Annotated in this window: 11 protein-coding genes and 1 pseudogene; 5 read left to right on the top strand and 7 right to left on the bottom strand. The window is 60.9% G+C overall.

What is annotated here, in order from left to right; all coding sequences use genetic code 11:
- Positions 1-57 precede the first annotated feature (57 nt).
- The gene (locus JMN22_RS22295) at positions 58-1137 is read left to right on the top strand and encodes a catalase family peroxidase (RefSeq protein WP_198798260.1); all 1080 of its coding nucleotides are present in this window, start codon (positions 58-60) and stop codon (positions 1135-1137) included.
- Positions 1134-1670, top strand: coding sequence for a cytochrome b (locus JMN22_RS22290; protein ID WP_198798259.1), 537 nt, complete (start codon positions 1134-1136; stop codon positions 1668-1670). The genes JMN22_RS22295 and JMN22_RS22290 overlap by 4 nt, the downstream gene beginning before the upstream one ends.
- A gap of 70 nt (positions 1671-1740) precedes the next feature.
- Here JMN22_RS22290 and JMN22_RS22285 read toward each other — a convergent pair whose 3' ends face one another.
- Positions 1741-2892: a M14-type cytosolic carboxypeptidase gene (locus JMN22_RS22285; RefSeq protein WP_198798258.1), complete on the bottom strand. Its 1152-nt coding sequence runs from the start codon at positions 2890-2892 to the stop codon at positions 1741-1743.
- A gap of 505 nt (positions 2893-3397) precedes the next feature.
- Positions 3398-3727 (bottom strand): annotated as a pseudogene (locus JMN22_RS22280) (DUF6124 family protein); the annotation flags it as partial.
- A gap of 128 nt (positions 3728-3855) precedes the next feature.
- Here JMN22_RS22280 and JMN22_RS22275 point away from each other — a divergent pair.
- Positions 3856-4503: a LexA family protein gene (locus JMN22_RS22275; RefSeq protein ID WP_030140068.1), complete on the top strand. Its 648-nt coding sequence runs from the start codon at positions 3856-3858 to the stop codon at positions 4501-4503.
- A 30-nt stretch (positions 4504-4533) separates the two neighbouring features.
- Here the strand turns inward: JMN22_RS22275 and JMN22_RS22270 are convergent, their stop codons facing one another.
- Genes JMN22_RS22270 through JMN22_RS22255 form a run of 4 tightly spaced genes read right to left on the bottom strand, consistent with a single transcriptional unit; the run spans position 4534 to position 10095 of the window.
- Positions 4534-6483 carry an acetyl-CoA carboxylase biotin carboxylase subunit gene (locus JMN22_RS22270; RefSeq protein ID WP_198798257.1) on the bottom strand — a complete coding sequence of 650 codons (1950 nt, stop codon included), beginning with the start codon at positions 6481-6483 and terminating at the stop codon, positions 4534-4536.
- The gene (locus JMN22_RS22265) at positions 6480-7298 is read right to left on the bottom strand and encodes a gamma-carboxygeranoyl-CoA hydratase (protein WP_030140070.1); all 819 of its coding nucleotides are present in this window, start codon (positions 7296-7298) and stop codon (positions 6480-6482) included. Before JMN22_RS22265 ends, JMN22_RS22270 begins: the two co-directional genes overlap by 4 nt.
- Positions 7299-7312: 14 nt before the next feature.
- Positions 7313-8920: a carboxyl transferase domain-containing protein gene (locus JMN22_RS22260; RefSeq protein ID WP_198798256.1), complete on the bottom strand. Its 1608-nt coding sequence runs from the start codon at positions 8918-8920 to the stop codon at positions 7313-7315.
- 11 nt (positions 8921-8931) lie between these two features.
- A complete protein-coding gene (locus JMN22_RS22255) occupies positions 8932-10095 on the bottom strand; it encodes an isovaleryl-CoA dehydrogenase (RefSeq protein ID WP_030140072.1) in 1164 nt (387 codons plus the stop codon).
- 187 nt (positions 10096-10282) lie between these two features.
- Here JMN22_RS22255 and JMN22_RS22250 point away from each other — a divergent pair, with 187 nt between their 5' ends.
- Both JMN22_RS22250 and JMN22_RS22245 read left to right on the top strand, forming a co-directional pair.
- Positions 10283-11980 carry an AMP-binding protein gene (locus JMN22_RS22250; RefSeq protein WP_198798255.1) on the top strand — a complete coding sequence of 566 codons (1698 nt, stop codon included), beginning with the start codon at positions 10283-10285 and terminating at the stop codon, positions 11978-11980.
- Positions 11981-12051: 71 nt separating this feature from the next.
- Positions 12052-12420 (top strand): hypothetical protein, encoded by a 369-nt coding sequence (locus JMN22_RS22245; RefSeq protein WP_202335009.1) that lies wholly within the window; start codon positions 12052-12054, stop codon positions 12418-12420.
- A gap of 239 nt (positions 12421-12659) precedes the next feature.
- Here JMN22_RS22245 and JMN22_RS22240 read toward each other — a convergent pair whose 3' ends face one another.
- On the bottom strand, positions 12660-13559 hold the full coding sequence (locus JMN22_RS22240) for a hydroxymethylglutaryl-CoA lyase (protein WP_202335008.1): 900 nt from the start codon (positions 13557-13559) through the stop codon (positions 12660-12662).
- Between the last annotated feature and the right edge of the window lie 120 nt (positions 13560-13679).

The following is a 13679-nucleotide window of genomic DNA, read 5'->3' as shown; positions in this document are numbered from 1 at the left end:
TCGTGCTTTCGTCTGACGGATCCTTTCCACAAATGGCCCTGTGCCTCGGAGTCTCCTATGGTTGACCCTTCTCCTGAACGTCGGCCGCCGCTGAGCGCCGCCAGCCTGACATTGCGCCTGACGGGCATTGCCGTCGTCGTTGCGGCGCTGGCCGGAGCATTTGCCTACGTCAACGGCACCCTCGACCCGCATCGCCTGACGCCCAAGGCGTTGGTCAATGTCCTGGAAACAAACAACGGAGTTCATGCGGGTTTCCGGCGCAATCACTCCAAAGGTGTCTGTGTCGCCGGTTACTTTGAAAGCAGCGGCGAGGCGCGCGCCTATTCCAGCGCGCAGGTGTTCAACGATGCGCGGACTCCGGTGGTCGGGCGTTTTGCGCTGCCCAGCGGCAATCCTTACGCACCGGACGGCAGTGTGCCGATCCGAAGCCTGGCATTGCGGTTCACCCAGGCCAATGGGCAGCAATGGCGCACTGGCATGAACAGCATGCCAGTGTTTCCGGTGGGGACGCCCGAGGCGTTCTATCAGTTGCAACAGGCTCAATCGCCAGATCCGACCACGGGCAAGCCGAACCCTGCAGCGGTGCCGGCATTTTTTGCCGCGCATCCCGAGGCGATGCCGTTCCTGCAATGGATCAAGACGGCCAAGCCATCGGCCAGCTACGCCACCGAAACCTACAACGGGATCAATGCGTTCTATCTGGTCAATCCTGCCGGGCAACGCCAGGCCGTGCGCTGGGGTGTGGTGCCGATGAGCCAGGATGCGGCGGACGCGACACCACCCCAAGGCGCCGATTTTCTTGAACAGGACCTGGGCAAACGCCTGGCGGCCGGTCCCTTGCGCTGGCGGCTGGACATCACCTTGGCCAACCCGGGCGATCCGGTCAACGACGCCAGCAAGGCCTGGCCCAGCGACCGCAAGGTGATCAACGCCGGTACCTTGGTATTGGAGAGCACCCAGGCCCAGGACAACGGCGAATGCCGTGACATCAACTACGACCCGCTGATCCTGCCCAGTGGTATCGAAGGCTCCGATGACCCGCTGCTGGCCGCGCGTTCGGCGGCCTATGCCAGTTCTTATCTGCGGCGTAGCAGTGAAGTCAGCCAATTGCCCGCCACCCAGGAGTCTCGCCAATGAACGCGCCTCGACATTTCGCACCGTTGGCTCGGCTGCTGCATTGGCTGATGGCCTTGATGGTCATCGCCATGCTGTTCATCGGCGCAGGCATGGTCGCCTCAGTGTCCGAGCGCCATGAATGGTTGCTCCAGTTGCACAAGCCCTTGGGCATTGCGATCCTGCTGTTGGTGATTGTCCGGCTGGTGGTGCGCTTTACCACGCGAACACCGCCATTGCCGGCCGACCTGCCGGGCTGGCAGGCATTGGCGGCCAAAGCTTCGCACGTCTTGCTGTACGCCTTGATGCTGGTCTTGCCGCTGTTGGGCTGGAGCATGATTTCGGCGGCGGGCGACCCGGTGATGCTCAGCGAATCGCTTCGCCTGCCTTCCATCCTGCCGGCGGATGCCCAGGCCTTTGCACTGCTGCGCAAGGCCCATGGCTACCTGGCCTATCTGCTGTTCCTGACCGTGCTGGTGCATCTGGCGGCGGCGCTGTTTCACGGGTGGGTGCGCCGGGATGAGGTGTTGGACAGTATGTTGCGTGGCAAGCGTTGATCCTGTGAACCTGCAACCCGTGGCGAGGGAGCGAGCTCCCTCGCCACGGGGGACGGGTGTTTGAGTGACCTCAGCGCAACTCGTCGACCATCGCCTCAATGGTGCTCAACACATCCTTGCCCAGTTGCATCGAGCGTTTGCCGGACCAGCCCGTGTGTGGGTTAGGGTGGTCGTTGTGGTCCTTGAATGGCATTTCCAGGGTCAGGGACAGGCAGTCGTATTTCTGGCCGACGGCGTTGCAGGCGAGGGTCATGTTGGCCTGGCCTGGTTCGTCACGTGTGTAGCCATAGGTCGTCTGGAAGTCCTTGGTCTGGTGTTTGAGGTGGCTGCGAAAATGCTCTTCGAGATCGGCAATCCGTGGCGTGTATCCCGGATTGCCTTCGCAACCGGCGGTGAAGACGTGGGGGATTTCTTCATCGCCGTGAATGTCGAGGAACAGGTCGACGCCATATTTTTCCATCTGCTGTTGTACGAAAAATACCTCGGGGCTGATTTCCGGGTTGGCATTCTGCCAAGCCCGGTTCAGGTCCTGCCCCATCGCGTTCGTGCGCAGATGCCCGTGGAACGCGCCATCCGGATTCATGTTGGGGACCAGGTACAAATCAGCCTTGGCGAGCAAGCGGTTCAGTTGGGCGTCGTCCTGGTGCTGGAGGCGTTCGATGACCCCCTCCATGAACCATTCGGCCATGTGCTCGCCGGGATGCTGCTGCGCAATGATCCAGATCTTTCGGCGTCCCTCGGCACCGCTGCCCTTGCGCAGCAATGGAATGTCACGGCCTTCGACGCTCTTGCCGGTAGCCAACAGTTCGGTACCGGCCTTGTGCTGCGCTTGCTCGATCAGCCAGTCATGACGGCCCCGGCTGTAGGGTTCGAAATAGGCGAACCAGGCGTGAGGCTGTTCGGCTTCCAGATGAAAGCGCAGGGCATCGCCTTCGAATTGCGTAGGAATACGGAACCAGTTGACGTGGTCGTAGGACGCGACTGCCTGATAGCCGGTCCAGGCCTTGTTATAGGAAGACTGGCTGGCGTTGAGCAGGCGAAAGGAATATTCCTGGCCGACGTGCAAGCCGCTGGCCTTGAAGTGGAACCACTGGAAATGCGCGCTGCGGGTGTCAGGCCGAATCTTCAACAGCGATTGCAAGGGGTTGCTGATGTCTACGACTTCAATGTTGCCACTGTCGAAACTGGCGCTGATATCGAAGGAGGATTTAGCCACGGTCACGGTTCCTGCAGAGGATTTTTGTGCCGTTACTTTACACGCAAGGCGGGGTAAATCGGGACGATTTGCATCGATGACAAAAGGGGGCGCCCTCCCTGGACGCTGAAGCAGAGTAGAGTCTCGCTGGCCGATTCTCAAGTGCTGCCTGTCGCGGGTTTGTCAGCGGGATGGCGCCGGGACTTTTGCAGGCGGATGGGCATTTGCTATCATCGCCAACATTGAGATCAACACCCTCCTAAAGACTTCATTAGCCTGAAGCCATAAGCCGAAAATCGGCAAAAAAAAGACCCGGCAAAAAGCCGGGTCAAAAACCGTGATTAGCCTGATGAGGAGATATGCCAGAAGTCCGACCTAAGGTCTCCTGGCCTATCGACCGATCTCGCGATCAGTTGTTGCAATAATAATCATTATCATTTGCAAGTCAAATGATTTTATCGCATCGGTTGGAAAATTTTTTCCCGTGGCCCGCATTCGTGGCTCCATTCTGCGCGCAACGCTTAGCGAGTGGGTAGCCGTCAAGGGATCGGTCGAGCATGACCTTGACCAGATCAATCATGTGCACGACAGAAAATGCCAGGTCACGGTTCGAACCGTTCAGTCTATTGGCAGATTCGTGGGCAGTGGCCGCAGCGCAGCGCAGCAGGTCGCAAGCATGGACCAAGGCTTCTTCGCCGCTGATGTTACGGTTCACGTCGAAAAAGCGCTGCTCGGCCTGGGCTGTTGCAACACCTGGTTTCAAGTAGTAATCCAAGGCGCGTTGGGCCGCCGGGCAATCCTGAAACGATGGGAATGCCGGGTCCAGGGAAGTGACGGGTTCGTGTTTGTTGGGCGTGTCCATGTGTCGAGTTACTCCGTGTGAGATGAAATCCTGTGCTCCCAGCTTAGTACGCAGCGTAATTGTGACGACAATTTAAATACTACAATTTGTGTTTTGATGGGCGTGGTCATCCACGTATCGTGCCGCTCATGGATAAATGGATAGAGTTGGTCAAGGCCAAGATGAAGGAGCTGCACATCACGCAAGTGGTGCTTGCAGAGCGTTTGGGGATGTCACAGGGCGGTATCGGCCATTGGCTGACCAAGCGCAGACAGCCCAGTCTTGAAGACATGAACCGGGTGCTGAAGGAACTGGGGCTCGAGTTTCTCGAAGTGGCCATGGTGATCCGCGAGCCGGATACCTCCACGGACGAGGGCATGGCCCTGGCGCAGAAGTACAACCCGTACTTCCGCTACCCGATCAGCGAATGGCACGACATCGGCACTGTTCGTGAAGGCGATCTCGCTGACTACGGACCGTCGCGCTATGAGTTGACGGACTACCACGCCCAGGGAGATGCGTTCTGGCTGGTGGTGGTGGGGGATGCGATGACCGCGCCGAGCGGGCTCAGTATCCCCGAGGGCATGTCGATCCTGGTTGATCCGGCGATCGAGGCGGTGCCCGGTAAACTGGTGATCGCCCAACTGCCTGGCAGCAGCGATGCGACCTTTCGCAAACTGATTGAAGAGAGCGGTCAGCTTTACCTGGTTCCGCTCAATCCTACTTACCCGAAAAGCTTGTACACCGAGCAATGCCGAATCATCGGCGTGGTCGTGCAGGCAACCATCAGGTTCTGAACCGGATCGGCCCGGACAACGGGCCGATGCCTATTCTTCCAGCGCCACCAGTACGCTGCCCTCGCTGACCATTTCACCTTCCTGGCAATACAGCGCCGTGACCACGCCGGCCTTGGGCGCACGGATGCTGTGCTCCATTTTCATCGCCTCCAGCACAACGAGCTGTGCTCCGGCTTCCACCGTCTGGCCGGCACTTACCAACACCCGAACAATGCTGCCGTTCATGGGCGCAACCAGGCTGCCATGAGGGTTGTGACTGGCGTCGGCGGCGGCCAACGGGTCGTATGACTCGACGCGATGCAGATCACCCTGCCATTGCAGGTAGAGGCTGTCGCCCTGGCGAATCACGCGGTGGCCGCGACGCACGCCATTACGCTCGATCACCAGGTGCTCGCCCTTGAGCTCGGCACAAAGGGAGGCACTGTCCAACGTCACCGCGCGGTCCTGACCTTCACAGCTCAGATGCAGGGTGATTTCCCGTGGCAGTCCGAGGCGCAGCCCACCGGTGTTGCTCCAGGGAGAATTCGCGTCATCGGCGCGGACGTGCGGCTTGAGGCTCAAGGCGAAGGCCTGGGCGGCCGCGTGCCAGAAGTCGTCATCCAATTCGCCTGGCTCGGGCAGCAGTTGCGCCTGGTAACGTGGGATAAATCCAGTGTCCAGTGCCTCAGCGGCAAACGCCGGGTGACCGACGATGCGCCGAAGGAATCCGATATTGGTCTTCAGGCCGCCGATGGCGAACTCGTCGAGCATCGCCAACAGGCGCAAACGGGCCTGCTCGCGGTTCTCGCCCCAGGCGATCAGCTTGCCAAGCATCGGGTCGTAGAAAGACGAAATCTCGTCACCTTCTTCAACGCCGCTGTCGACCCGCCGCCCTTCGCCTGCAGCGGATTCGCGGTACAATGCCAGGCGCCCGGTGGCGGGGAGAAAATCATTGGCCGGGTCTTCGGCATAGAGCCGTACTTCGATGGCATGTCCCCGCAGCGGTACTTGCTCTTGCGTGATGGGCAGCGGCTCGCCGAGGGCGACGCGGATCTGCCAGGCGACCAGGTCCAGTCCGGTGATCGCTTCAGTGACCGGATGCTCGACCTGCAGCCGGGTGTTCATCTCCATGAAGAAAAACTCACCCCGCGCGTCCAGCAAAAACTCTACCGTGCCCGCGCCGACATAGCCGATCGCCTGGGCCGCACGCACCGCGGCTTCGCCCATCGCCTGGCGCAATTGCGGGCTGAGGCCCGGCGCAGGCGCTTCCTCGACGACCTTCTGGTGCCGACGCTGGATCGAGCAATCCCGCTCGTTGAGGTACAGGCAGTTGCCATGTTGGTCGGCGAACACCTGGATTTCCACGTGGCGTGGCTTTAGCAGGTATTTCTCCACCAGCATGCGCGCATCGCCGAACGACGATTGCGCCTCACGCTGCGCCGAAGCCAAGGCTTCGGCCAGTTGGCTGACGTCTTCCACGACTTTCATGCCTTTGCCGCCGCCGCCCGCGGTTGCCTTGAGCAACACCGGATAGCCAATGCGTTCGGCGGCGGCGCGGAAGGTTTCCAGGTCCTGGGCTTCACCGTGGTAGCCGGGCACCAACGGCACGCCAGCGGTTTCCATCAAGGCCTTGGCGGCGGATTTGCTGCCCATGGCGTCGATGGCCGAGGCGGGAGGGCCCAGGAAGATCAGCCCGGCTTTTTCGATGGCCCTGGCGAACCCTGCGTTCTCGGAAAGGAAACCGTAGCCAGGATGAATCGCCTGGGCACCGCTGGCCTGGGCCGCGGCGATCAATTTGTCGATTTGCAGGTAACTGTCGGCGGCCTTGCTGCCGCCCAGGTCGACGCAGATATCGGCTTCCCGACAATGACGCGCGTTACGGTCCGTGGCGCTGTGCACGGCGACAGTGGCCAGGCCCATGGCCTTGGCGGTGCGCATGACACGGCAAGCGATTTCACCGCGGTTGGCCACCAGTAGAGAGGTGAGGGCAGGGGCGCTCATCGACGCGGCTCCTTGTTATGTGACTCGGCTTGCCAGTTCGGCGGCCGCTTTTGCAGGAAAGCCCGCAAGCCCTCCTGGCCTTCGGGGCTGACGCGTATCCGGGCGATGGCGTTCTCGGTGTAGCGCCGCAACGCCGGGGTGAGTGCACCGTTGCCGACCTCACGGAGCAATTCCTTGCTCGCGCGCATGGCCGCCGGACTGTTGAGCAGCAGGTTGTCGATCCAATGCCCGAGTTGATCGTCCAACGCCTCGGCCGGGTAACTTTCCGACAGCAAACCAATCTCTTTCGCACGTTGTCCGCTGAAACGCTCCGCAGTCAGGGCGTAGCGCCGCGCCGCGCGTTCGCCAATGGCCTGCACCACGAACGGGCTGATCACCGCAGGCGCCAGGCCAATCCGCACTTCCGACAGGCAAAACTGCGCTTCGTCGGCGCCGATGGCCATGTCACAGGCGCTGATCAGGCCCAGTGCACCGCCAAACGCGGCACCTTGGACCACAGCCAATGTAGGAATCTTCAGTTTGGCAAGGTTGTACATCAGCTCCGCCAGTTCCCGGGCGTCGTCGAGGTTGGTGTGGTAGTCGAGCTCGGCGGACTGTTGCATCCAGGCCAGGTCGGCGCCGGCGCTGAAGTGTTTGCCACGGCCACGGAGCAACAGGAAACGCAAGGTCGGATCGCTGCCGACCTCGTCCAGGGCGAGGATCAGCTCGCGGATCATCTCGGCGTTGAACGCGTTGTTCTTTGACTCGCGGCTGAGCCACAAAGTGGCAAAGCCGCGTGGGTCGGTGTGCAGTTCGAGGGTGTTGTACTGAGTCATGGGCATTTTCCCGATTACATCCTGAACACGCCGAAGCGGCTCGATTCGATGGGCGCGTTCAGCGACGCGGACAAGGCCAGGCCCAATACGTCGCGGGTCTGCGCCGGGTCGATGACGCCGTCGTCCCACAGCCGCGCGCTGGAATAATAGGGGTGCCCCTGTTCTTCGTACTGGTCGAGAATCGGTTGCTTGATCTCGGCTTCCTGGCTGGCGCTGAACGGCTGTCCGCCGCGTTCGGCCTGTTCGCGCTTGACCTGCACCAACACGCCGGCGGCTTGTTCGGCGCCCATCACGCCGATCCGGGCATTCGGCCACATCCACAGGAACCGTGGATCGTAGGCGCGACCGCACATGCCGTAATTGCCCGCGCCGAAACTGCCTCCGATGATTACGGTGAACTTCGGTACTCGTGCGCAAGCCACGGCAGTGACCAGTTTCGCACCATGCTTGGCGATGCCGCCGGCTTCGTATTTCTGGCCGACCATGAAACCGGTGATGTTTTGCAGGAACAGCAGGGGAATCCCACGCTGGCACGCCAGTTCGATAAAGTGCGCGCCTTTCTGCGCGGCCTCGGCGAACAGGATGCCGTTGTTGGCGAGGATGGCGATCGGGTAACCGTGCAGATGGGCGAAGCCGCACACCAGCGTCGTTCCGAAGAGCGCCTTGAATTCATCGAATACCGAGCCGTCGACGAGGCGTGCGATGACTTCCCGCACGTCGAACGGCTGTTTGGCGTCGGCCGAAACCACACCGTACAGTTCGTCGCCCGAGTACAGCGGGGCGATGGGTGCACGCTGCTGCAGCTCGCCGAGTTTGCGCCAGTTGAGGTTGGCGACGCTGCGGCGGGTCAATGCCAGGGCGTGTTCATCGCTGTCGGCGTAATGGTCAGCCACGCCGGAGATCTTGCAGTGCACATCGGCGCCGCCCAAGTCCTCGGCGCTGACCACTTCGCCGGTGGCGGCTTTTACCAACGGCGGGCCGGCGAGGAAGATCGTCGCCTGCTGGCGAACCATGATTGCCTCGTCCGCCATCGCCGGCACATACGCGCCACCGGCGGTGCAGGAGCCCATGACTACGGCAATCTGCGGAATACCCTGGGCACTCATGTTGGCCTGGTTGAAAAAGATCCGGCCAAAGTGCTCACGGTCGGGAAACACTTCGTCCTGGCGTGGCAGGTTGGCGCCACCGGAATCCACCAGGTAGATACAAGGAAGGCGGTTCTGTTGGGCGATGGCCTGGGCGCGCAGGTGTTTTTTCACGGTCAGCGGATAATACGAGCCGCCTTTGACCGTCGCGTCGTTGGCGACGATCATGCACTCGATACCTTCCACGCGACCGATGCCGGCGATCACACCGGCTGCCGGGACGTCTTCTCCATAGACTTCGTAAGCTGCCAGCGGACTGATTTCCAAGAACGGCGAGCCTGGGTCCAGCAAGCGATTGATGCGCTCGCGCGGCAGCAGTTTGCCCCGCGATGTGTGCCGCTCCTGGGCCTTGGGTCCGCCGCCTTGCTGGACATGAGCGAGCAAGGTGCGCAAGGCCTCGACTTGTCCGAGCATCGCATCGCGGTTGGCGATGAACTCCGGTGAGCGAGCGTTGAGCTGAGTATGCAGCGTGGCCATGGTCAGCTCCGTTAGCGGGTTTCGTTGAACAGTTCGCGGCCAATCAACATGCGACGGATCTCACTGGTGCCGGCGCCGATTTCGTACAGCTTGGCGTCACGCAAGAGACGGCCAGCCGGGAATTCATTGATGTAGCCGTTGCCGCCCAGGATCTGTATGGCATCAAGGGCCATTTGCGTGGCGCGCTCGGCGCTGTAGAGGATCACCCCGGCGGCGTCCTTGCGGGTGGTTTCGCCGCGCTCGCACGCCTGCGCCACTGCGTACAGATAGGCGCGACTGGCGTTGAGCTGGGTGTACATGTCGGCGACTTTGCCCTGGATCAGCTGGAATTCGCCGATGCTCTGGCCGAACTGCTTGCGGTCGTGGATGTACGGGACGATCAGGTCCATGCACGCCTGCATGATGCCGGTCGGTCCGCCGGACAAGACCACGCGCTCATAGTCGAGGCCGCTCATCAACACTTTCACGCCGCCGTTGAGCACGCCGAGGATATTTTCCTCAGGCACTTCGACGTCATCGAAAAACAACTCGCACGTGTTCGAGCCGCGCATGCCGAGCTTGTCGAATTTGTTGCTGCGGCTGAAACCTTTCCAATCGCGCTCGACGATGAACGCAGTGATGCCGTGGGCGCCTTTTTCCAGGTCGGTCTTGGCGTAGATCACGTAGGTGTTCGCGTCGGGGCCATTGGTGATCCAGGTCTTGCTGCCGTTGAGCACGTAGTGGTCGCCACGCTTGTCGGCCCGAAGTTTCATCGAAACCACGTCGGAGCCGGCGTTCGGTTCGCTCATGGCGAGGGCGCCGATATGCTCGCCGCTGATCAGCTTGGGCAGGTACTTGCTCTTCTGCTCATGGGTGCCGTTGCGGTTGATCTGGTTGACGCACAGGTTGGAGTGGGCGCCGTAGGAGAGGGCGACCGAGGCCGAGCCGCGGCTGATTTCTTCCATGGTGACGACATGGGCCAGATAGCCCAGGCCGGCGCCGCCATATTCTTCGGGGACGGTGATGCCCAGCAGGCCCATGTCACCGAACTTGCGCCACATGTCGGCGGGGAACAGATTGTCGATGTCGATCTGTGCGGCCCGAGGCGCCAGCTCTGCCTTGACGAAGGACTGCACCTGGTCGCGCAACATGTCGATGGTTTCGCCGAGGGCAAAATTCAGGGATGGGTAGCTCATGGGGCACCTTTTGGATTTTTTGTCGGGTGTGGGGAGCGGCGTGGCGGCTCTCACCTTTACGTTAACGTAAGCTTGTGACGAATGGCTGTCAATCGCTCTTTACGTTAACGTCAACTTGGGCGAGAGTAAGGCCGCTCTTGCATGAGATTCACCGATACATCCATTAATAAAAACAAGAGGGCGCGTCATGGATCAACCCGGTTCTCACCCGCAACTCAGCTACACCTGCGGCTCCCAGGCCAAGGCCTTGCTCGCGCAGACGATCGGCCAGGCGTTTGACCAGACTGTCGCCGAATTCCCTGACGGCGAGGCGTTGGTGGTTCGCCACCAGTCGCTGCGCTACAGCTGGCGAGAACTGGCCGAAGCGGTCGATCTGCACGCCCGGGCCTTCCTGGCGCTGGGCTTGCAGGCGGGCGACCGCCTTGGCATCTGGGCGCCGAATTGCGCGCAATGGTGCATCAGTCAGTTTGCCAGTGCGAAGATCGGCGTGATCCTGGTCAATATCAATCCGGCGTATCGCGCCTCCGAATTGGAGTACGTGCTCAAGCAATCCGGTTGCCAGTGGCTGGTGTGCGCCGGGTCGTTCAAGACCTCGGATTACCACGCCATGTTGCAAGCCTTGGTACCAGAGCTGGCAGAGCAATCGATCGGACAATTGCGAAGCGAGCGCCTGCCGGACCTGCGCGGGGTGATCAGCCTCGATTCGCAGCCGCCTTCGGGATTTTTACCTTGGTCGCAGATGGCTGCCCTCGGTGCAGCGGTGTCGCTAGGGCAACTGACTGAACGCCAGGGGAGCCTGCATTTCGATCAGCCGGTAAATATCCAGTACACCTCAGGCACCACCGGATTTCCCAAGGGTGCGACCCTCAGCCATTACAACATCCTCAACAACGGCTACATGGTCGGCGAAAGCCTGGGCCTGAGCGTTGACGATCGGCTGGTGATCCCGGTGCCGTTGTATCACTGCTTCGGCATGGTCATGGGCAACCTGGGGTGCGTGACGCACGCCAGCACCATGATCTACCCCAACGATGCCTTCGATCCCTTGCTGACCCTGCGCACCGTGGCCGAGGAAAAAGCCACGGCGTTGTACGGCGTCCCCACCATGTTCATCGCCATGCTCGACCAGCCACAGCGAGGGGATTTCGACCTGTCCAGCCTGCGCACCGGAATCATGGCGGGGGCCACTTGCCCCATCGAGGTGATGCGGCGGGTCATCAGCGAGATGCACATGGCTGAGGTGCAGATTGCCTACGGCATGACGGAAACCAGCCCGGTGTCGTTGCAGACCGGTCCCACGGATGAGCTGGAATTGCGCGTGACCACCGTCGGGCGGACCCAGCCGCAGCTCGAAAGCAAGATCATCGACGTGGCGGGCGATATCGTCCCGCGCGGGACCATCGGCGAACTGTGCACGCGCGGCTATAGCGTGATGCTCGGCTATTGGAACAACCCCAAGGGCACCGCCGATGCCATCGATCCGCAAGGCTGGATGCACACCGGCGACCTCGCGACCATGGACGAGCAGGGCTACGTGCGCATCGTCGGACGTAACAAGGACATGATCATCCGCGGCGGAGAGAATGTTTATCCCCGGGAGCTGGAAGAGTTCTTCTTCACCCACCCCGCGGTGGCCGATGTGCAAGTGATCGGTATTCCGTGCTCGCGTTATGGCGAGGAGATCGTCGCCTGGGTCAAATTCCATCCCGGCCACAGCGCCACCGAGCAGGAACTGCAGGCCTGGTGCAAGGAGCGCATCGCCCACTTCAAGACGCCGCGTCATTTCAAGTTCGTCGAAGATTTTCCGATGACGGTCACCGGCAAGATCCAGAAATTTCGCATGCGTGAAATCAGCATGGAAGAACTGCGCGGTAACGAAGGCTGAGCAAGATCCCCCGTGGGAGCGAGCCTGCTCCGGGCGGCGATCCGACGAAAGCGGTGTTCCAGGCGAGATAGATGTCGACGGTGACGCCGTCTTCGTCGGATCGCCGCCCGGAGCAAGCCCGCTCCCACAAAAACCAAATCCTGGAAAGCACAAAGGGGAGCCGAAGCTCCCCTTTAATTTTGTCGTCGCGTGCTCTTTTTTTATTATTGAGGGGCGGCCTGTTGTTGTTTTTGGCAGCCGTGGCCCTTTACCGCTGTTTTTGGCGATCCCCATCCGGGATCAAGAGCAAACGTATTTTTTTGAGCGCTGATCTGCTTTTTCGCCTGGCGATCCAACCGATTCGGGAGCTACCTGAAGGTAGTTTTATTGTTCTCTGCCCGGTTGCGGGTTGCTCCTGGAAGCACCCTGAAAAGCACATCTTCTCCAAAAAAATCTGTTAGCTGCGTCTCTGCCGTGTTGTTTTTGTTATGTCAGAGTCGTTTCGTCTTGTTTTTATTGGGTTTGTCGCTTTTTTTTATTTTTGTTGTGCAAGAGATATAGCAGGTGCCGTGCCAACTTTAAAAAATCCATATAAATCAATCGGTTGAGTTTTTTGTCGGAAAATCCATCCCGCGAAACCCTGACAAATTGTTTCCGTGTTACTCGTTTCACCCCCGTTACAAACGGGGGCGGTAACACCTCACTGCGCCAGCCGCGCCTTCGCAACGCGCGAACCGGTCGGACGGCCGAGCACGTCACAAATCTGCCGGCCCGCGGCGATGAGCGCGTCCAGGTCGATGCCGGTCTCGATGCCGAGGCCATTGAGCAGGTACAGCACGTCTTCAGTCGCGACGTTACCGCTGGCACCCTTGGCATAAGGACAGCCACCCAGGCCTGCGATGGAACTGTCGAACACGGCGATGCCCTCCAGAAGGCTGGCGTAGACGTTGGCCAGGGCCTGGCCGTAGGTGTCGTGGAAATGTCCCGCAAGTTTGTCCCGAGGGACGTCGGCGCTCACCACCTCGAACATCCTGCGCGTCGCGCCGGCGGTACCGGTGCCGATGGTGTCGCCCAGGGACACTTCATAGCAGCCCATTGCGTACAGCTCCCGGGCGACCCAGGCCACTTGCTCAGGCTTGACGTCGCCTTCGTAAGGGCAACCCAGCACGCACGATACGTAGCCACGCACGCTGACACCATTGCGCGTCGCCGCCTCCATGATCGGGGCGAAGCGCTCCAGGCTTTCCTTGATGGTGCAATTGATGTTGCGCTGGGAAAACGCTTCGGACGCGGCGGCGAACACCGCGACCTCTTTCACGCCTGCTGCCAGCGCGTCTTCAAAACCCCTCAGGTTCGGCGCCAAGGCGCCATACGTCACGCCGGGCTTGCGCTGGATTTGCGCGAAGACTTCGGCCGAGCCGGCCATCTGCGGCACCCATTTAGGCGAGACAAAGCTGCCGACTTCGATGTAACCGAGGCCGGCAGCGCTCAGTGCATCTACCAGGCGTACCTTGTCGGCGACGCTGATGGGGTGCGATTCATTCTGCAGGCCATCGCGCGGGCCGACTTCGATCAGGCGTACAAAGGAGGGGAGGGACATGGGGTTGACCTGTAGTAGTGGGGAACACGGCTCCTTTTGTGGGAGCGGGGGGGGGGGCGGGGGGGGGGGGGGGGGGCGCCAACGAATTTAATTGTTGTGGCCCAGACGCAGCCACCCCGC

It is taken from the genome of Pseudomonas sp. HB05 (assembly GCF_016756915.1).
Lineage (GTDB): Bacteria > Pseudomonadota > Gammaproteobacteria > Pseudomonadales > Pseudomonadaceae > Aquipseudomonas > Aquipseudomonas alvandae.
This window is presented reverse-complemented; position numbering and strand designations above follow the sequence as displayed.